Raw genomic sequence first — 18,942 nt, forward strand, 5'->3', positions numbered from 1 at the left:
TCGGGAGGGCTGTTCAGGGGCGGAATGTCACAAGATTTTGGCCAGGCGGGTGCACTCTTCCCACAGCCGCTTCCGCGCCGCCGGATCAGAGCCCATGCCGGGCGTCGGCAGTTCCTTGCGTTTCGCCCAGAGCTTCCCGGACACAGCGGCAGTTTCTGGAGCGGTGGCCAGCCAGACGGGGGTATCGGCAGCTTTCTCAGCAGTCGCGCCGAAGGTGTTCGTCATCCAGCGGAAAGGTCCGCCAACATCCTGCAGTAGCGCCGTGTGCTTTACCAGGCCCGGGTGCACGGCGTTCACCACCACGTTGGATCCGCGAAGGCGCTCCGCGAATTCCTGCGTCAACAGGACCCGACCGAGCATTGTTGGCGGCGTGGCACGCAGGTAGCTGTAACTGCCCTTGGCGGTTTGCAGATCGTCGAAGTCGATCTTGGTGGTGGACGGGCCTCCCGAATACTTGGAAGCGATGTTGACGATCCGCGAAGTCCGCGCCCCGTCCGCGCCACCGCCGCGCTTGAGCGCGTCCAAGAGAAGATTCGTCAGCAGGAAGTAGCCCATCACGTTGGTGGCGAACGTCAGTTCAAGCCCGTCCGGAGTCACGTGACGCTCCTTGCGGAATACTCCAGCCGCGTTGACCAGCACGTCCAGCTTGTCGTGGCGCGACAGGAACCCGTCTACTGCCGACCGGATCGAGGCCTGGCTTGAGAGGTCGCAAGCGAGCGGTTCGAGAACCGCGTTCGGTTCTTTGGCCCGGATATCCCGGATGGCATCTTCTGCCCGCGCTGCTGAACGTCCAACCACGACGACGGACGCTCCTTCGCGTGCAAGTTCAGTGGCGATGGCCTTACCCAGGCCGCCCGTGGCCCCGGTCACGAGCGCTGTTCGTCCATTCATCGAAGGCATAGCTCGATCTCAGCACTTATTGGCAGGTTTGGCGAGGGCCCGTCGAGCTGAAGAGGTCTTAGTTCTTGGAGCCCTTTTTCTTGGGTGCCTTCGGCGGCAGGGCTGCAACATTGTCAAAGGCCTTGGCCACCCAAGGCTCGGCCTGCGCGGCGTCCTCGTTCCACGCTTCCGGCAGGCCGACATAACCGCCCATGGGGCGTTCCTCGGGGCCGAACGGTTGAGTTTCGTGGTCCGACTCGAGCTCGGCCTTGTCAGCCTCCGAAAGGCGGACGCCGATAGTAGGGCCGAAGAGACCCGCGAACATGTTGCCATTCACGAAAGCGCCGAGGTTGCCGAACATGGGTTTGACGACGACGTCGGGATGGTCGGGAAGCACTGAACGGAAACGTTCCTTGTCGGCATCCGACGGCTTGGGCATCTGCATTGCTCGTCCTCCTGGGTTAGGCGTGAGAAGAGATCCGTCTGCAGCTTACGGCCCGGGCGGTTCGATAGTCACCATCTGGGCTTGCCTCCTCGACGGACGCGCCGAGCGATGGGACTCTGGAGGAAGGCCACAGACCTCTGCGCGCGCTGGGCTGAAGGATCTGTTGCCTCCGGGACACATCACGGCCTTGATGTGGGGCTGAGGTGAAGAATTGAATCCTCCCGCTGCAATCCGCGTTACTGCCATTCGTGTCGCCGAGCTGCTGGCCGAAGGCGAGGCAATGCCGGTGTATGTGCATGTCATCGATCACCCCGAGGGCCGCGTGCTGGTGGACACCGGCATGACCCAGCTTCATCCGGCGGTGGCCGACATGGAGCCGCGCATCAATCCGCTGAACGAGCAGGACTTCGATATCAGCAGCGTGGATATCGTCGTCAACACCCACCTGCATTTTGACCATTGCGGCGGTAACCACCTCTTCGCGGGCAAGCCCGTCTACGTTCAGCGTCAGGAACTCGACGACGCCCGCAACCAGGACGACTACACCATCCCGGAATGGGTCGACCCACCAGGGATGCAGTACGTCGCCGTCGATGGCGAACTCGAACTTCTTCCCGGGATTCGGCTCGTTCGGACACCAGGACACACTCAGGGCTCACAGATTGTGGTCATTGACGGGGACGGACCGCCTACCATCATCGCCGGTGACACAGCGGTCTTTTTCGACGAACTTGATAACCCACGCACCGAGGGTCAGCAGCTCATTCGCTTCTTGAATCCTGCAATGGTTTGGCTCTCGCACGCGGACACCCCATGGAAACCGGCAGCTTCAGTCTCCCATGACCACTGACGGCCCTCTTCAAGACGGCCCTCTTCAAAGGGGTAATCCGGCCATCGGATTGATTAATCTGACGTCCCACTAGCTATCTGCTCAGAACTATGTAAACTTGACGGTGTTGTTGTGTTTGGCATTTGGTAGTTCAGGCAGTCCCCGTGATCCATCTGGATCGCGACCTTCTGAAGTAACGGTGGAGAACACCCCACACCGGAGACCCGAAAGTCGGGAGCATCTCCACCTTCAGTAAGGACTGAAAAAATGGCTACAGGTACCGTGAAATGGTTCAACTCCGAAAAGGGCTTCGGCTTCATCTCTCCTGAAGATGGCAGCCAGGACGTTTTCGCTCACTACTCTGCGATCAACTCCTCGGGCTACCGCTCCCTCGAAGAGAACCAGAAGGTTTCCTTCGACGTCGAGCAGGGCCCCAAGGGTCCCCAGGCAGTAAACATCCAGGCTATCTAGTCTTCGGATAAACGAAAAAGCAGGGCCGGTCATTGACCGGCCCTGTTTTTTCTTGTCATCCCGCTTAGAACATATATACGCATTGCCTAAGGGTTGCTAGAACATATATCCACATAGCAAATTACACCCCTGTAACTCACCTTCGAACCTCCGTAGCGTGGTTGGTATCAACTACGAAACCGAGGGCCTTCCATGGACGAACAGACTGCCAACGACTCTTTCCCAATAGCTCATTCGAAGCAGGCTCAGCACCTAGGCGAGTCGCGGGAGCACTCATTTTTGTCAGAATCGCCACCTAGGCGGGCCTTAAACGGCCTGTGCAAGGCTGTTTTGCCACCTAGTCCAGTTTCCGAAATCTAACCTGCGAAGTGAGCCGCATGTCGGTCATCCACAGAAACAGAAGGTTGGATCGAGTGTTCGATTCTGAGGTTCAGCGCATCCTCGATTTCGTTGGCCGCGGCATAAGCGTGCGGATTATTGGAGCCCCCGGAAGCGGCAGGACCACGGTGTTGCAAAACGTCGTGGCCAACCTGGAAAAAACCGGTATCGCTATCCACTTAATCAGCGGCCTTCGGACACATCGCTCAATTCCGTACGCAGCCATCAAGAGCCTGGGTTTAGAGCTTCGGCCCGGCCGCAGCGGCGTTATGGATATGGCAGATGCGCTCTCAAGCCAGATATCCAAGCCTGGAAAGCACGTCCTGATAGTGGACGACATCCAGCTGCTGGACATCGAATCGCTGGCGGTCCTGGAATCCGTTCGGCGCAGGTCCGATTGTCCGCTGGTCGTCACGGCTCCGGACAGCGGCTCGATCTCAAGAGGTCAACTGGCCGTCATGAACAGTGGCCGCGAAGCTTTGCTGCAACTGAACCCACTCCATTTTGAGCAGGTACACACTTTGGTGACGCAGGTGCTGGGGGCTGCTGCAGATGCCGACACAACAGCCAGAATCCTGACCAAGTCCGGCGGCAACCCTCGGCTCATCGTCCGCATTACGGAGACCGCGGCCTTAAGCGAGCTGCTGGTTATGCGTGGCCGGCAGTGGCAGATGACAGGTGACAGCCTCTGGAACGAGCATCTGAGAGGAACCCTCGAAGAGCTGCTGGCGGACCTGGAACCGGAAGAAGTCACTGCCCTGCACACCATGGCAATCCTTGGCACCGCCCGTGTAGACGTTCTTCAAAAGGTGGTACAGCCTGATGTGCTGGAAGGCCTTGAACGGCGGGGATTCCTGTCAGTCATGGACGATCACCACAACGGACCGATCGCGGCGATAAGCCCGCCAGTCATCGCAGACTATTTCCGGGGCCAAAAGACGCTCAGGGACCGGCACCTCTTGCGAAACAAGATTGCTGGTGCACTTGAGGGGGTGCCTCAAACTGCGCAGGGCAATTCCACCACTGCTGACTGCCTTTCCCGGGTGCTGGGGTCCTTGCGGCTCGAAAAGGGAAACGATGACGCCGTAACCGCCCGGCATTTTCACGATCACAGTGCGGGCCGCGAACGCACGCGCTATGAACGATGGCAAGCGAACAAGTCCGCGACCAATGCTGCCGCTCTGCTCAGGGTTTACTGGGGAGCGCCGGTGAACGTTATGCGGGCAACCCGCGTCTGCCAGGAGACGTCAACGCTCAACGGCGACCCCAATGACGTTCTCTTCCTCGCGATCACCAAGGCTTTCCTTGCAATCTACTCAGGGCAGGGCGTGAGTGCGGCAGTGGACATCCTGAATGGATTCGCCGAGCAGAACCCGGAACAGGCCTCTACGGCTGAGGCCGCGATCCTCTTCATCAACGCCTCGCATGGTCGGATTCCGCCAAGTGCCGAACCTTCCGCCGAGGGCTCGGAACATGAACCGCTGGGCTTGGAAGGACTCGTCAAGAGCTTGCTTGAGCTGTATCGCTTTCAGCCGGGTAAGGTCCTCGACGTGACAGAGAAGGCTGAGGACGACGACGCCTTCCCGCACCTGCGCCCCTTTCTGCACGGTTTCGCGCTTTTTGCAGCAGGCAGGATTGAGGACTCCTTGGTCTTCGCGCTGGATTGGCGCGCCGAGGCGCGCCGAAATCTCGATCAGTTCGGCGTCGTGGCCAGTAGCTATGTTGCGGCGCACGGTCTGCTGTACCGCGGCTATTTCGAGGAAGCCGAGTACCTCATGAGCAGCGTCTTTGCCATGGGCCGTCCGGGCTTCGTCGTCGATGTCCTTTATGACGCCATGCTGCGGCTCGCAGGCCTACGGCATGCGACGACGGCGATCTCGCCAGCGCTGTCCATCGCGTCGCAGGCGCGGAGTGAGGTTCCTGATGTTGGGCCGTTGCCCGGTATCGGCAAGGGTGTACATGAGCTCGTTTCCGCAGAGACTACCCAGCCGTCGGTTTTTGACCGGCATGCAGTCAAGCTCATCAGACGCCAGCTGAAGAGCGGCTACATCCTGGAAGCAACGATGACGGCGCTCCTTTGCACATGCCTGTGTCCCGGGGGACCGGTCTTGGATATCCTGCGCAAGATCCTGCGGGACAGCGGTGTAACGGCTCACGACCAGATGATGGCCGTTGCCACAGCCGTTGTGGAAGGCGATCACAAGCTGCTCGGTCTCCTCCTGAAACACTACGAGTTGGATGCCGATAACTATCAGATCGGCATGCTCCTTCGAGGTGCCCTCAAGCGCCACGTCCTGGAGGGAAACACAGCAGCGGCCGAGGCCATGGCCGAAGCTTCCTCTTTGTTCGCGGCAAGGTTTCCGTCAACCAACGAGCAACTCTCGTTTAACACTTTCAGGACGACGCCACTCACCGAACGCGAAATCGAGGTTGCCGCGTTGGCAGGACATCGCTCGAACGTTGAGATTGCTGAACATCTGGGGATCAGCGCGAGAACAGTGGAAAACCACATCTCCAACGCGCTGCGAAAAACCGGCGCAACCTCGCGTAACGGCCTCTTCATCCTCGTGGGCAATTCAATGGCGGCACGCTGACACAAGCTAGGCTGAACGTATCTTCCAGTACGAGTCTCCGGTGATACCGGCAGAGCTCAGACCTTGATGCGTGAGGGTTCTCGTGAGCAATTCCCCGGCCTTGGCCCGCCGCCTCGGCACCTTCGATGCGTCCCTCATTGGCTTAGGCTCTATGATCGGTGCCGGGGTTTTCGCTGCCTTCACACCAGCCGCAGCGGCTGCAGGATCCGGGTTGCTTATTGGCCTGGTTGTTGCGGCCTTCGTGGCCTTCTGCAATGCGACGTCCTCCGCGCAACTCGCTGCCAGGTACCCTACCTCCGGCGGAACATACGTCTACGGACGTGAACGGCTTGGGCCCTGGTACGGCTTCCTGGCTGGGTGGGGATTCGTGATCGGCAAGACGGCCAGCGCCGCGGCCATGGCTATGACCTTCGCGGCCTATGCCGCACCGGCAGGTTGGGAGCGACCGGTGGCGATTGCCGCCGTCGTAATCTTGACCGCTGTGAACTATCACGGAGTGACTCGGACGGCGGGACTTACCCGAATTTTGGTGATCGCGGTCCTGACCGCTTTGGCGATAGCCGTGGCCGCCGTGTGGGGTGGGTCGGGACCTGACTTCAGCAATTTTGTGGGGGAGGGCCTGCTGGCACACGGCTGGTACGGCATATTGCAGTCGGCCGGACTGTTGTTCTTTGCCTTCGCCGGCTACGCACGGATTGCGACGATGGGTGAGGAAGTTCGCGAGCCTCGCCGCACCATTCCCAGGGCAATCACGATCGCCCTGGGAATCACCATCGTCATCTATGCCCTGATAGCGGTCACGTTGTTGGCGGCACTGGGACCCGGGGGTGTTTCCGGGACCCCGACACCCCTCGCCGACGCTGTCCACGCTGGTGCGATGTCTTGGGCAGCTCCGATTGTTCGGATCGGAGCCGCAGTTGCCTCATTGGGTGCCCTCCTCGCGCTGATCGCGGGGCTCGGCCGGACAAGCCTGGCCATGGCCCGCGAACACGACCTTCCGCATTGGCTGGCTGCCGTCCATCCGCGGTACAGGGTTCCCCACCGGGCCGAAACAACGCTCGCCGTAGCAATTTGCCTGATTATTGCCGTGGCTGACCTCAGGGGCGCCATCGGTTTCTCGTCGTTCGGTGTGCTGCTGTATTACCTGGTTGCGAACATTGCGGCCTTCACTCAGCCCGCCGAGGACCGCCGGTATCCGAAAGCACTTCAAGTTGCTGGAGCTGTTGCCTGCGTGGCGTTGGTTGCGACACTGCCGCCACTGTCTGTCGGGCTGGGTGTGCTGATGTTCGTGGTGGGCATCGTTTTCCGGGTGATCCGGTTGCGCCGGAGTTCCTCCAGCCTTCGATAGGCCTGCTCCGGAAGCCGGCTGGGCACGACTCCACCTGGGGGTTCTTAGGTGGAGCCGTGCCGTTGTGCCTCCTTCGCCTGGGACGAGTGGGGTTCCCGCCGGACACCGGGTTTCCCGTCCCGAAGGCACAAGAGGAGACTATGGCCGGGAATAGCGGTCTAGGTGCTCTTTCGTCCGCTCTAGGTGCTCATATACGAGCAAATTCAGGGTATCGAGGGTGCCTCAATCCAAAAATGAGTGTTCGCCGGGACGGACTAGGTGGTGTGACGCGATTGCACCCCGCTCGAAGAGCGCTGGCAGAATTGGCGCATGGAGTCACCCACCCAAGTCCCCGCCGTCGAGCTGCGTATTTCCATTAGTGAAACGGACCCGCTGATTTGGCGGCAGCTCGTTCTCCCGGAGAGCGCCACCGTTGCCGATCTGCACAGTGCAATTCAATGCGCCTTCGATTGGAAGAACGCGCATCTTTACGCCGTGGTCGGCCATGACCGGGCCGGCAAGAAACGGATCATCACCAGGATTGCCGAAGACGACGACCCACTAGAAGGCTCGGAGGAGGCCAGCGGCGTAGAACTGCGCGAGTTGTTCGACTCAAGCCAGCCTGGAAAGTCGTCCTTTGAATACGACTACGACTTTGGCGACAACTGGACTCATGAAATCGACGTCGTAGGACCCGCTTTGGTTCAGGAATCGACCATCACGTGCACAGATGGGGCAATGCGTGGCCCAATCGAGGATTCCGGGGGAGTGCATGGATACGCCAACGTTGTGCGAGTGGTCGGAGATCCAAGGCACCCAGAGCATGGGGAAGCTGTTGAGTGGCTTGAGCTGGTAACCCAGGAGAAGGCATCAAAGTTCGACGCCCACGCCTTCGACCTTGATGCTGTTAACGGGCAGCTGAATCGACTGGCGCAGCGGCTCTGGCCAGGTGAGGTAACCCCTGACGAGATGGAATTTGTTCTGGGGCCAGCTCTTTGGTTCTTGAAGGAGGCGGAGCGTGATGGATTCCCTCTGACATCGGCTGGCTACCTGAAGCCGATCGTTGTCAAGCGGGCAATGACTGAATTGGGATGGCGCGAGGTCTGGCACGGAAATAGTTCCACTGAGATCCACGTTGCCCCAGTGCGCATCGTCCGCGAACACTTGCAGGAATGGAAACTCCTGCGCAAGAACAAGGGCAGGCTCGTCTTGACCCCGGCGGGCAGGAAACTGGTAAACAAGCCGGCAATGCTGTGGCACTACATTGCTGACCGTTTGGCATCACCTGACGGTGCGGGACTGGATGTCGTTACCCAACTCAAACTGCACTGGGAATTATCCGGTAATCGCCCACCACGGAACCTGAGTGCCCAAGTAGTTCAGTTGGCGCTCAACGAGCGCGGCCTCCGGTTGATGAACGGCGCCGATATACCCATCGAAGTAGCTCGCGAATTGGAGCAGGACGTCCACAGCGCATTCCACTGCCTAAGGCTTTGGGGCTCCGAAAAATGGGGCCAGTATGAGCGTGAATTGTCCGACGCCGGCACCAAGTTCCTCCTCGACGTCCAGCGCCGCCTGGGCGACGGCTAGCCAGGGGCAGGGATCAATCGCCCGGGTGCGCCAGCTTTTTCAGCAGCGCCACCAGGTCACCGACGGGCGCCGGCTCGAAGAATTGGGCATCGGCGAGCTCCACGGCGGCGATCGCACGTGGAGCCAACTCGCAGCCCGCTTCAGTAACACGTAGCCGTTTTGCCCTGGTATCCGAGGGATCGACTTCCCGCTCAATGAGACCCTTCACCTCCAAGGTCCGGAGCACCTGCGAGGCCATTTTCGCGTCGGTGCCGGCCTGGCGGGCAACGGCGAGCTGATTGGGATGCTCGCCTTCTTTGTTGAGCCACCAGGTGCAGGCGAGCAAAACGAACTGAACGTGAGTGAGGCCGATCGGAGCCAATGCCGCAGCAACCTCGCGTTGCCAGCGCAAGGTTGCGTGCCACAGCAGGAAACCGGGACTCTCGCCCGGGTTGAGCGGCATCAGCGCTGGGCGAGTTCGACGAGTGAAGCCATTGTCTCCGGCCAATCGGCAGTAATGGCAGGCCCGATCTCGGGGCCAACCTGATCTGCACCCGCACCGGTGATCTCCATCCTGTAGACCACCCGGACTCGACCGCAGTCGAGCCTGTCCAAACGGTGGGCGGTTCGGATCAGCAGCTCATCGAAGCGAGCTTCGTCGACGAACAGCTCGCCGTTCACCACTTCAGCGATTCGCAATTGGATGGGTTCATCCCCGGGTGGTGTCATAAGGATTTGCGAGCCCACCGCGAAGGGGCCATCGATCTCAACGCGTTCAATTTCGGCGTTCCAGGAACCCCAGCTTTCGACGTCGGCCCAAAGCTGCCAGAGCGCCTGGGGTGCCGCGGTGGTTTCAACGCTGTGTTCGTAGTCCCACATGATTGCCTCCCAAAGCTAGATGATCTACGCACAGACTATCTATGCGTAGATCATCCTGTCCAGTGGCAAATTCAGAAGCTCCTACTCACAGCCGATGCCGTCATGGTCGTTGTCCAGGCCATAAATGTCAGAACCAACCACTGTCACCGGGCCTCGGACATAAGCGGGTCCGTTGCCTTTGCCGCCGGCACAGTCGACGTCGGACGCGACAGGCACGCAGGCGCCGGCGTAGTTCGGGTCGCAACCACTTTGAACGGCAGGGGCTGGGGCAGGCTTCGCAGCCGCAGCGGCAGCAGCAGCGGCAGCAGCCTGATCTGCCGCGGCTTGATCGGCGGCTGCTTTGGCAGCGGCCGCTTGGTCGGCGGCGAGCTGGTCCGCGGCAGCCTTATCAGCCGCTGCCTTGTTCGCTGCAGCTTTCGCGGCTGCGTCCGCTGCCGCCTTCTCTGCCGCGGCTTTTGCAGCAGCGTCTGCCGCCCGTTGATCAGAAAGCTTTGTTGCTGTTGCGGAGTCCAGCCAGGCGAGTTTTCCGGATAGATCGATGGTGCAGATGTACGTTTCGCCGGCCACGGATTGGGTGTTCTTCTCTGTGGTGCAGGCTTTCCCGGAGATATTGCTTGGCGTTGGACTAGGGGTAGGCGAAGGAGATGCCGACGTCGACTCCTTGGTGCTGCTCACCGATCCAGCAGCTCCCACGGACCCCGAACCGCAACCGGCAAGCAAAATCATCAGTGACCAGATGGCCGTGATACCGAGTGCTTTACTTCGAAAATCCCGTGACGATTTGCCGCCGAAAAGCGAGTGTTTTCCGGCGCGCGAAAGTTGTGTGTGCAATGTGTTGCCCCCTTGGAGTGCGCCCATGCGAAAGGCGCGTGGAGCGACAGTAACACCGGTCACATGGGCCCCAACGGGAGAAGTCTTCTATGACTTATCGCACGGGGTGGAGGCCTGCTTCTAGCCAACCTCCTCGTTGTCTTCGCGGTAGTCGTCATCCTCTTCGAAGGAGGGCGCTAGAGCCTGCTCGATGTAGTCTGCTTCCGCAGCCTCTGCTTCAGAGACGCCTTCGAGCCGCGTAAACGCTGAACCGCCAGGAAGCACGTCTGTCCGCTGCTCCAGAACATCGGCCTCAGGGGCATCATCGGGTAGCGGTTTCGTTAGTTCGAACTCCTCGGAACCCTCCGGGAGGACGGGCGTTTGTTGCTCAAGGGCATCGGCCTCCGGCACTTCACGCGGCGATTCCGGCTCTTGTCCGATGTTCATCGTTTTCCTCCTTCTCGCTAACGGACTCGCTAATAGACCTGTACGGCTCCTAACCTGAGCCCAGCAACCACGATGGGTCAGTTTGGGTTTCCTTCGGGTGCCGGCGCAGTTTCCGGATCAGCAGTTCCAGTGGCCAAACCAACACCCGAAGAACCCCGGCTGCCAGCAACAGAATCACAAACAGCACTATGGCTGGCAGGCAAAAAATGAACACCGTGATTGCCGTTATGAGATAACCGGCGATATAAGCCGTCACCACTCCGGTGTCCACCGTGAGCTCCCAAAGATTGAATTACCAATAGAGGATCTTGCCCGGTGTACGCACCAAGGCTACGGACTAACGGGTTTCGGTGGGAGCCGAGCTGGTACTGGTGCCGGCGCCCGAAGAAGCGCCCCGCGTGATGGGTATCTTCCGTGACTGTTTCTCCGATTGCTCCGGCATCGGAATCCGCACTTCGAGGACGCCGTCTGTATAGGAGGCATTGACGTCTTGTTCGGAAACCGCCATCGGAAGTTTCACTGTTCGGGAAAAAGTGCCGTAGCGGAATTCTGAGCGGTACCCCCTCTTATCCTTGTGCTCGGACTTTTCCTCATGGCGCACATTGATCTGCAGCTCGTCACCGGACAGAGTGATATCGACGTCCTTTTCAGGATTGATGCCAGGAACCTCGGCTTTGACCACCATCGATCCGCCGTCCCGGTATTCCTCCACCCGGAGCCAGGAGCCGGTCTCTCCTTCAAGGAACCGACGGACAGGATCGGCAATGTCGCTGGCCGACCAACGAAGTAGATTGCTCATCGTGGTGCCTCCTGTTAATTACCAGGCCCCGCGGACCGACCCCGGGCGGGGCCTTAATCGGATCTACACAAATAAAATACGCCGAACACGCAACGTTGTTAAGACGCTCCTTGGCTCATGAATCTTGCAGGATCAAGCCTCCGAGGAGGCTGCAAAAGGCTATCCCTCCACCATGGCCGCGGACACTCCCGACGCGTTCTCGCTTTCGAACACAGGGCCTGCAGACGGTCGTTTCGCCCGGCGTTCCTCTCCGGGACCGTGCGGACGAAGCTGCTTGAACACCCAGGGAACGAAGTACGCCTTTGCCCATGCGAGGTCACCAGCCCTGGCTTGACGCCAGCTGCGTTCGGGCAGCTCTTTGGGTTCCAGCGGCTTCAGGCTATGCGGCACATTGAGCGTCTCCAGCACGGCGATGGCCACGGTGTGATGACCCAGTGGGGAGAGATGCAGCCGGTCAGGGTCCCACATCCTCGGATCCCGGAGTTGCCTCATCCCCCAAAGATCTGTGATGAGTGTGCCGTGGCGGGCAGCAATAGCGTGGACGTTCTCGTTAAAGATGGCCACTTTCCCCCGGTTTCGCCCCAGTACAGGGGTGGACCCCCAGTCCGGTCCCGTGAACAAAACAATCGTTGCGCCTGTCTCAGCCAAGAGGCTCACGCCGGTCTCAAGTTTGCTGGCAAGCTTGTCCGGATCACTGCCGTGGAAAACCATGTCGTTCCCGCCTGCAGACAAGGTGATCAGATCCGGCTTCAGAGTTAGCGCCCGTCCGACCTGCTGGTCGAGGATCTGCTGCAGCAGCAAACCCCGCACGGCCAGGTTGGCATAGGCAAAATCCGGATGGTCGGCTGCCAATTCTTCGGCAACACGGTCAGCCCACCCGCGCAGCCCTCCGACGCTTCCTGGTTCCGGATCCCCAATCCCTTCGGTAAAGGAATCACCAAGCGCCACATACCTGCTCCATGGGTGCGAGGGCTCTTTGATACTCTGCCCAGCACCCGCTTTGAGATCAACAAGGCCTTCGGGGGTTACCCGGCCACGCCACCTCATTGCCCTACCTCCTTGTAAGGAAAAAGGTTTCTTACAATGTGGATAACGGCAGCACTTGTCGTGATGTTCCCGGGAGTTCGGGCCGGCTAGAGGAACATTTCCTCCGCCACCACCGACGCGCCAGTTCCCAACCCGCGGACGGTCCACCCCGCACTTCGCCAAGCCTCGGCGTCCAGTACGTTCCGGGCGTCCAGCACCATCCGGCGTCGTACCAGCGAGCCCGCAAACGAAGGCGAGAGGGACACGTATTCATCCCATTCAGTGAGCAGAAGCACCAGCTCAGCACCCTCAAGGGCTCGCTTGGTTGAGGCCTCGAAACGGATCTGCGGGTAGCGGATCCAGGCGTTGTTGATGGCTTTGGGATCGGTGACGGTTACATGTGCGCCGGCAGATGCGAGCTGCTGCGCGACGTCCAGGGCCGGGGAGTCGCGGATGTCGTCGGTGTCCGGTTTGAACGCTGCGCCGAGGATCGTCACCGTTCTGCCGGACAGGAAACCGCGGCACATTTCCCTTGCCACATCCACGGCCCGGCTACGCTGGTCCAGGTTGATGGTGTCCACCAGGGCCATCCATCGGTCCACGGACGGTACGGAAAGCTCGCGCGACTGGGCGCGGAACGAACGGATGTCCTTGGGCAGGCACCCGCCGCCGAATCCAAGCCCGGCATGCAGGTACCGGTTGCCGATACGCGGGTCCAAACCCATCGCTTCGCTGAGCTCGCTGACGTCAGCACCCGAGGCATCGCACAGTTCTGCCATCGCGTTGATGAAGCTGACCTTCGTAGCCAGGAACGCGTTCGACGCCGATTTGATCAGTTCCGCTGTCGCAAAGTTGCAGACCAATCGAGGGATACCTGCGCTGATCAGTGGCTCATACACCGCGTCCAGAACGGCGGTCACCGGAGCGCCTGCGGCGGCGCCCTTCCCACCGGGGACCCCGTAAACCAGGCGATCAGGAACCAGCGAATCCTTGACGGCCGTACCTTGGCGCAGGAACTCAGGGTTCCAGCCGAGCAGGACGTCCGAGCGGCGGGCCAGGACCGCGCGCAGCGTCTCCACAGTGCCTACCGGCACCGTTGATTTACCCACGACGGCGGCGCTCTTGGCCAAGTGGGGCAGGAGGCTCTTCGTGGCGCTCATCAGGTAGGAGAGATCGGCCGTGTCAGAGGTCTTGGACTGCGGCGTGCCCACGCAGAGGAAATGAACTTTGGCGTCGGCTGCCGCTGAGAAGTCAGTGGTGAATTTCAGCCGGCCCGTGGTGCGTCCATCGCTGAGAAGTTCGTCCAGGCCGGGCTCGTGGAAGGGAGCCAGCGCCTTGTTGAGCTGCTCAACCTTGTGGGAATCGACGTCGATGCCCACCACGGTGTGGCCCATGGACGCGAGTGTTGCGGCGTGGACTGCGCCGAGGTAGCCGCAGCCGATCACGGATATTTTCATGCCGAGGGTCCTTTGCTTGAGGTCAATTCGGTGGGGCCGGCTTCGCTGGGAATGCCGGCGACAACTTCGTTGTAATGCCGCACCAGGTCGGCGCTGAGCACGGGCCACGTCCGGCCCTGGACCGAAGCGGTTGCAGCCGCAGCGAACGCGCGGCGCTTGGCGTCGTCGCCCATCAGGTCCTGAACGTAGCCGCGTAGTTGAGCGAGGTTCCCCGGCTCGTACAGCCAACCCGTGCGCGAGTTTTCCACGAGGTCCAAGGGGCCGCCGCGGCCGGTCGCGACCACAGGAACGCCCGAAGCCATGGCTTCCTGAATGGTCTGGCAGAAGGTCTCGAACTCGCCGGGATGGACGAAGAGATCGAAGCCCGCCACAGCCTGGGCCAACGAATCCCCACCGAGGAAACCAGCAAAGTGGGCGCTCGGCAGGGCCGCTTGGAGTGCCTCCCGTTGCGGGCCATCACCAACGATCACCAGCTTCGTATCCGGCAGGTCCGCCAGCACGGCGAGGTCTTCCACCTGCTTTTCCACGGCGAGGCGGCCGACGTAGCCGATGATCCGCTGACCCTGCGGCGCTACCGATCTGCGCCACGCCGTCGAACGTTTCGCAGGGTTGAAGCGCGCGGTATCCACGCCGCGGCGCCACATATCCACTCTGAGGATGCCGCGTCCGCGCAACTGGTTCAGCGCGAACGTGGACGGCACAAGTGTCCGGGTGGCCAGGAGATGGATGTTGTCCACGCGGTTCCACGCCCAGTTCTCCAGGAACGGCACGCCGTAGCGGGCGGCGTAGCTGGGAACCTCGGTCTGGTAGATCGCGACCGTCGGGATGCCGAGTTGATCCGCAGCCTGCACAGCCCGCCAGCCCAGCACGAAAGGCGAGGCGAGATGAACGACGTCGGGGGCGAAATCGGCAAGGATTCGCTTGACCCGATTCACACCACCCAACGCAACCCGCACATTCGTGTAACCGGCCAGCGGCACGGACGGAAGCCTGTGCACATACGCACCTTTGACGACGCTCGAAACATCAGTGTCCGACGTCGACGGCGCGATCACCATCACCTCGTCCCCGCGCTCCTGCAGATGCTCCAGCACCCGCAGGATGGAATGGGTTACCCCGTTCATCAGTGGCAGGAATGATTCGGCGACGATTGCGATCCTCACGCCTCCAACGGTGGCCGGGGCGGTTGGCTTTGCGGGTTCGAACGGGTGGCCTGTGGAGGAAGAGTTGGTTAACAGGAGGGTGTCCTGTTTGTCGGAGCAGCCCGGTAGACTCCCGTTCAATGACGCGCCGCCGCGTCTCGACTTTGGGGGTTCAAAATGGGTGCTGTTATTGATGATTCGCGCGCGCTTGGGGGAGTAAGCGTACGACATCGGCGCCGGGCGGCGGCGCGGACAGTCGCCGTCGGATTGGGCTTGGCTTTGTTGCTGGGAACGCTTGGTCCTTTGACAACGACCGTCTCGCCGGCTGTTGCAGATGCGGTGACGAATGTTGTTCCTGTGGGGGACCAGCCTGGGAAAATTGCCGTGAACCCTCTGACGAACCAGGCGTATGTTGCCACGTTTGAGGGCGTGTTCGTCATCAATGGAGCTTCTGGCGGAGACGTCTTGTATTCGGGAGACATGCCCGTGGACGTTGCCGTGAACACTGCGACCAACAAGATCTACGTCAGCGAGATTGGTGGGTCCGTTGCGATGGTTGACGGCGTGACGCGCGCCGTAACGTCTTTGCCCGTGGGGTCCGGGGCTGGCGCGGTGGCGGTGAACGAAACGAGCAACAAGATCTACGTCGGTATCGCTTCCGGCGTTGCCATCATCGACGGTGTTACGAACGCAATTTCCACTGTTCCTCTCTCGGGAGGTGCACAGGACATCGTGGTCAACCCCGTCACGAACAAGGTCTACGTAAACTCCAGCGGAACTATCAGAGTCATCAACGCTGCTGGCAGCGTTACCGGCGACGTCATCATCGGCGCTGGGTTCATTCGCGCCCTCGCAGTCAATCAGGCAACCAACAAGATGTACTACACCACGCTGGGTAGGTACGGTGCCGGCGTGGGCGTGATTGACGGCGCAACCGATAAAACCACGGGAAAGATCGAATCTTCCAGCAAAGTGGGAATGTTAGCCGTCAACCCGGCCACCAATCGGATCTACGTGGCTGCAGACAGCAACTCCACGGACGGCTACGTCAAAGTCATTGACGGGGCCACCCTGACTGAAATTGTGCAGATCATCACCCCCTCGCTCGTCAGCGACATAGTGGTGGATCAAAGAAGCAACAAGATCTACGTCCCTATGTCCGGCCGGGGAACCACCATCATCGATGGCGCCGACAACAGTGTCTCGGCGGTCTTCACGGGGCAGAACCCGGTTTCAGCGGCTGCGAACCCGTCTACGGGAAAGGCGTACGTGGCTAACAATGGCAGCGACTCCGTGTCGGTGATCGATGGGACGGTGCCGGCGCCTGTTAAGAATGACTTCAACGGCGATGGCTTTGCTGACATTTTGGCTCGGGAAGCTTCCGGCGTGCTGTGGCTCTACCCCGGTAACGGCGCGGGTGGGTGGCTGCCTCGCCTCCAGGTCGGGCAAGGGTGGAACGTCATGACGGCACTGGTTGCTCCCGGCGACTTCAACGGCGATGGCCACGCTGATGTGCTTGCCCGTGATGGAGGGGGCCTCCTCTGGCTGTATCCGGGTAACGGCTCAGCAGGCTGGAAACCGCGGGTACAGGTCGGCAGTGGCTGGGAAGGCATGAGCGCGATCGAGGGGATTGACTTCCACGGCGAGGGGTTTGTAGACGTTGCAGCGCGCGACCGTGGGGGTGCCCTTTGGGTTTATCGGGGAGATGGCAGCGGCGGCTGGTTACCCAGGATGTGGGTCGGTTCAGGGTGGTCGGACATGTCCGAGATCACTGGCGTCGGCGACTTCAACGGTGACGGCCTGTCCGATATCGCTGCCCGCGACGGCGCCGGTGCACTGTGGCTCTACCCTCCGAACGGTTACGGCAGCTGGCAGTCTCGGCAGACAATCGGTCAAGGGTGGAACGTCATGAACTCCCTGGTTGGACCCGGAGACTTCGACGGCGACGGGCGCGCGGATATCCTGGCCCGAAACGGCGCCGGGGAACTTTGGCTGTACTCGGGGCAAGGAGGATCCTGGTGGCCGTCGGCTTCCCGCGTTGGCACGGGGTGGAACGGGATGACGGCGATTCTGTGAGTTTCCTTCGTTCGGCACGGCTACCTACGGCATTCACCCACGACACCTTTCTGGGCCTTCTCCGATCGCAGTGTGAAAGGAGAGTGCGGTGACTACTGATAAAGTCTTCGAGTCTTATATAAGCTCGATCGAGAAACCGGGTAATAATGATTTTGATTATAATTCGCAGCATAGTGGCTCTTAGCGCAATAATTTTGTCTTGGGTATTGGCGGTCCCGGCGCCAAATCTTGTGGCTATAATAATTGGACTGATAGGTGTCGTGGCTATCCTTTGGGGGCTTGCGTTCGAAATCAAGATCGCCAAAGCGGGTATCAGCGAATTTAGAGGGAAGTTCTTCCGTGCAGACGTTGAAGACCACATGCAAAAAATCTTCTCAGACTCAGGAAATGTTGCGGTCTTTACCCGGGACATGAGTTGGGCGGGAGCTGTGACAATTGGCCTCTTGAAAGTGAAGGCCGAGGCTAATGAGCTGTCCATCTTCATGCAGGAGGAAACCGAAAAAAGTCGCGAACTTGTCATTGCAGGTGCAAACATCTACTACTATGGTTCATCGCTTGATAGCGCAATCAATACTCGCTTCACGCTCATTAATACAGATAGTCAAAGCATTGAACTTGCGGTTGGACGTACTAGGGGAAACTTTCACCGAATAACCCGGCACAGTGAAGTTGATGATCCTGCACTGCTGATAGCCAAGGACATGCTAACAGTTTTCAGGAAAACGCTTGAGCGGGCATCAAACGAAAAATCAAATGTATAAGGTATCTAAGGATGCGCAGGCGATTGCCGGTGAGTGGGATGACGTAGCCCCTGAACGGCATCGTCAGATCGCGACCGGCTTAGATGAGAGTTTTCATTCAGTTCTTGCACCGACTATTATGTCCTGTGTTTTGGAATGGAATCCGAGTCGGGTTCTTGACGTGGGTTGTGGTACCGGGGACCTCACGGCTGCCGTGGCGACCAGTGTGGATCATGTGACTGGCGTTGACTTCAGCGGCAACAGCATCAGAGTGGCTACTTCTGAAAACAACAGTGAAAATGTTGACTACGTGCATGCGTCCATCGAGGATTATTCGCGGAATGCGACCTCTAGCTTTGATTTTGCTTATGCCAATATGTTCCTTATGGATGCGCCGTCGTTGGAATCTTCACTGGAGGCTATACATGCGCTTCTCGCGGTCGGCTCGAGCTTCTACGCTACGATAACCCATCCCTACTTCTGGCCTAAGTATCTTGGATACTTCGAAGAGCCGTGGTTTGACTATTCTGCTGAGATCTTCATTGAAGGTGACTTCAGAATTGCGAAGGAAACTCTAACGAAAAAGACAACTCACGTGCACAGGTCTCTGAGTCGATATTTTGAGGCTCTATACCACGCTGGTTTTCACGATGTAAAGATAAAGGAGCTTTCCGGCCCGCATGGAGGGAACCCCAGGTTCCTGCTTCTTTCAGCGATCAGAGGGTGACGTAGGTTTGAGGGCTAAGGTTTCAACTACCATGTGTTATCCACCACCTGCCGCGGTCTGCTGCTAAGCGGTTAGTCCAGACATGAGTCGGTCAGACCGCACTTGGCGGACCGTATGTCCTTGCCGGCTGTGAGGCAGCCCATAGTATCTGTGTTTGGCATAGAGCGGGCCGAGCCCACGAGTTTTTCAGCGACGCGGTGGCCACCGGTGGATTACCTTTGACCCATCGCACGTCCATCGAACCACGCGTGCACACCAATGCGTCGCGCAAGGGGCGGGAACGGGATGACGGCGATTCTTCGAGTCCCCTGACAGGGCTGTAGGCTCCGCTCATTGATGCGACAATC

Annotated in this window: 19 protein-coding genes; 8 read left to right on the forward strand and 11 right to left on the reverse strand. The window is 59.8% G+C overall.

Going from position 1 to position 18,942, the window contains the following annotated elements:
• Positions 1-27: 27 nt before the first annotated feature.
• Positions 28-900 (reverse strand): SDR family NAD(P)-dependent oxidoreductase, encoded by an 873-nt coding sequence (locus LDN82_RS06035; RefSeq protein ID WP_224166739.1) that lies wholly within the window; start codon positions 898-900, stop codon positions 28-30.
• A 58-nt stretch (positions 901-958) separates the two neighbouring features.
• A complete protein-coding gene (locus LDN82_RS06040; RefSeq protein ID WP_224166740.1) occupies positions 959-1,324 on the reverse strand; it encodes a TfoX/Sxy family protein in 366 nt (121 codons plus the stop codon).
• A 211-nt stretch (positions 1,325-1,535) separates the two neighbouring features.
• On the opposite strand from LDN82_RS06040, the gene LDN82_RS06045 reads away from it, so the two are divergent.
• From LDN82_RS06045 to LDN82_RS06065, 5 genes are all read left to right on the forward strand, one after another.
• On the forward strand, positions 1,536-2,174 hold the full coding sequence (locus tag LDN82_RS06045; protein ID WP_224166741.1) for an MBL fold metallo-hydrolase: 639 nt from the start codon (positions 1,536-1,538) through the stop codon (positions 2,172-2,174).
• A 246-nt stretch (positions 2,175-2,420) separates the two neighbouring features.
• Positions 2,421-2,624 carry a cold-shock protein gene (locus tag LDN82_RS06050; protein WP_011773907.1) on the forward strand — a complete coding sequence of 68 codons (204 nt, stop codon included), beginning with the start codon at positions 2,421-2,423 and terminating at the stop codon, positions 2,622-2,624.
• Positions 2,625-3,037: 413 nt separating this feature from the next.
• Positions 3,038-5,596 carry a LuxR C-terminal-related transcriptional regulator gene (locus LDN82_RS06055; RefSeq protein WP_224166742.1) on the forward strand — a complete coding sequence of 853 codons (2,559 nt, stop codon included), beginning with the start codon at positions 3,038-3,040 and terminating at the stop codon, positions 5,594-5,596.
• An 82-nt stretch (positions 5,597-5,678) separates the two neighbouring features.
• Entirely contained in the window at positions 5,679-6,944 is a 1,266-nt protein-coding gene (locus LDN82_RS06060) for an APC family permease (protein ID WP_224166743.1), read from the forward strand.
• A gap of 309 nt (positions 6,945-7,253) precedes the next feature.
• Positions 7,254-8,513: a plasmid pRiA4b ORF-3 family protein gene (locus LDN82_RS06065; RefSeq protein WP_224166744.1), complete on the forward strand. Its 1,260-nt coding sequence runs from the start codon at positions 7,254-7,256 to the stop codon at positions 8,511-8,513.
• Between the two features lie 13 nt (positions 8,514-8,526).
• Here LDN82_RS06065 and LDN82_RS06070 read toward each other — a convergent pair whose 3' ends face one another.
• From LDN82_RS06070 to LDN82_RS06110, 9 genes are all read right to left on the reverse strand, one after another.
• On the reverse strand, positions 8,527-8,955 hold the full coding sequence (locus tag LDN82_RS06070) for a MarR family winged helix-turn-helix transcriptional regulator (RefSeq protein WP_224166745.1): 429 nt from the start codon (positions 8,953-8,955) through the stop codon (positions 8,527-8,529).
• Positions 8,955-9,371: a polyketide cyclase gene (locus LDN82_RS06075; RefSeq protein WP_224166746.1), complete on the reverse strand. Its 417-nt coding sequence runs from the start codon at positions 9,369-9,371 to the stop codon at positions 8,955-8,957. The genes LDN82_RS06070 and LDN82_RS06075 overlap by 1 nt, the downstream gene beginning before the upstream one ends.
• A gap of 81 nt (positions 9,372-9,452) precedes the next feature.
• A complete protein-coding gene (locus tag LDN82_RS06080) occupies positions 9,453-10,046 on the reverse strand; it encodes a hypothetical protein (protein ID WP_346347112.1) in 594 nt (197 codons plus the stop codon).
• Positions 10,047-10,322: 276 nt separating this feature from the next.
• Entirely contained in the window at positions 10,323-10,628 is a 306-nt protein-coding gene (locus LDN82_RS06085; RefSeq protein ID WP_224166747.1) for a hypothetical protein, read from the reverse strand.
• A gap of 49 nt (positions 10,629-10,677) precedes the next feature.
• Positions 10,678-10,899: a hypothetical protein gene (locus LDN82_RS06090; protein WP_224091444.1), complete on the reverse strand. Its 222-nt coding sequence runs from the start codon at positions 10,897-10,899 to the stop codon at positions 10,678-10,680.
• A gap of 66 nt (positions 10,900-10,965) precedes the next feature.
• Complete coding sequence (locus LDN82_RS06095; RefSeq protein ID WP_224166748.1) at positions 10,966-11,427, reverse strand: Hsp20/alpha crystallin family protein; 462 nt, start codon at positions 11,425-11,427, stop codon at positions 10,966-10,968.
• A gap of 159 nt (positions 11,428-11,586) precedes the next feature.
• Entirely contained in the window at positions 11,587-12,408 is an 822-nt protein-coding gene (locus tag LDN82_RS06100; RefSeq protein ID WP_224167476.1) for an SGNH/GDSL hydrolase family protein, read from the reverse strand.
• A 152-nt stretch (positions 12,409-12,560) separates the two neighbouring features.
• Positions 12,561-13,910 carry a UDP-glucose/GDP-mannose dehydrogenase family protein gene (locus tag LDN82_RS06105; RefSeq protein ID WP_224091450.1) on the reverse strand — a complete coding sequence of 450 codons (1,350 nt, stop codon included), beginning with the start codon at positions 13,908-13,910 and terminating at the stop codon, positions 12,561-12,563.
• Positions 13,907-15,073 carry a glycosyltransferase family 1 protein gene (locus tag LDN82_RS06110; RefSeq protein WP_224166749.1) on the reverse strand — a complete coding sequence of 389 codons (1,167 nt, stop codon included), beginning with the start codon at positions 15,071-15,073 and terminating at the stop codon, positions 13,907-13,909. The genes LDN82_RS06105 and LDN82_RS06110 overlap by 4 nt, the downstream gene beginning before the upstream one ends.
• 363 nt (positions 15,074-15,436) lie before the next feature.
• On the opposite strand from LDN82_RS06110, the gene LDN82_RS06115 reads away from it, so the two are divergent.
• The 3 genes from LDN82_RS06115 (at position 15,437) to LDN82_RS06125 (ending at position 18,595) form a co-directional block, all read left to right on the forward strand.
• On the forward strand, positions 15,437-17,128 hold the full coding sequence (locus tag LDN82_RS06115) for an FG-GAP-like repeat-containing protein (protein WP_224166750.1): 1,692 nt from the start codon (positions 15,437-15,439) through the stop codon (positions 17,126-17,128).
• A 260-nt stretch (positions 17,129-17,388) separates the two neighbouring features.
• A complete protein-coding gene (locus LDN82_RS06120) occupies positions 17,389-17,889 on the forward strand; it encodes a hypothetical protein (RefSeq protein WP_224166751.1) in 501 nt (166 codons plus the stop codon).
• A complete protein-coding gene (locus tag LDN82_RS06125) occupies positions 17,882-18,595 on the forward strand; it encodes a class I SAM-dependent methyltransferase (protein ID WP_224166752.1) in 714 nt (237 codons plus the stop codon). Before LDN82_RS06120 ends, LDN82_RS06125 begins: the two co-directional genes overlap by 8 nt.
• Positions 18,596-18,942 lie beyond the last annotated feature (347 nt).

Source organism: Arthrobacter sp. StoSoilA2 (assembly GCF_019977195.1).
Taxonomy (GTDB): Bacteria; Actinomycetota; Actinomycetes; order Actinomycetales; family Micrococcaceae; genus Arthrobacter.

What these genes read in the sequence shown, in the direction of transcription:
- LDN82_RS06040 (WP_224166740.1), bottom strand. Translation starts at nt 1,324, where the DNA reads ATGCAGATGCCCAAGCCGTCGGATGCCGACAAGGAACGTTTCCGTTCA.
- LDN82_RS06105 (WP_224091450.1), bottom strand. Translation starts at nt 13,910, where the DNA reads ATGAAAATATCCGTGATCGGCTGCGGCTACCTCGGCGCAGTCCACGCC.
- LDN82_RS06125 (WP_224166752.1), top strand. Translation starts at nt 17,882, where the DNA reads ATGTATAAGGTATCTAAGGATGCGCAGGCGATTGCCGGTGAGTGGGAT.
- LDN82_RS06065 (WP_224166744.1), top strand. Translation starts at nt 7,254, where the DNA reads ATGGAGTCACCCACCCAAGTCCCCGCCGTCGAGCTGCGTATTTCCATT.
- LDN82_RS06035 (WP_224166739.1), bottom strand. Translation starts at nt 900, where the DNA reads ATGCCTTCGATGAATGGACGAACAGCGCTCGTGACCGGGGCCACGGGC.
- LDN82_RS06050 (WP_011773907.1), top strand. Translation starts at nt 2,421, where the DNA reads ATGGCTACAGGTACCGTGAAATGGTTCAACTCCGAAAAGGGCTTCGGC.
- LDN82_RS06095 (WP_224166748.1), bottom strand. Translation starts at nt 11,427, where the DNA reads ATGAGCAATCTACTTCGTTGGTCGGCCAGCGACATTGCCGATCCTGTC.
- LDN82_RS06075 (WP_224166746.1), bottom strand. Translation starts at nt 9,371, where the DNA reads ATGTGGGACTACGAACACAGCGTTGAAACCACCGCGGCACCCCAGGCG.
- LDN82_RS06085 (WP_224166747.1), bottom strand. Translation starts at nt 10,628, where the DNA reads ATGAACATCGGACAAGAGCCGGAATCGCCGCGTGAAGTGCCGGAGGCC.
- LDN82_RS06070 (WP_224166745.1), bottom strand. Translation starts at nt 8,955, where the DNA reads ATGCCGCTCAACCCGGGCGAGAGTCCCGGTTTCCTGCTGTGGCACGCA.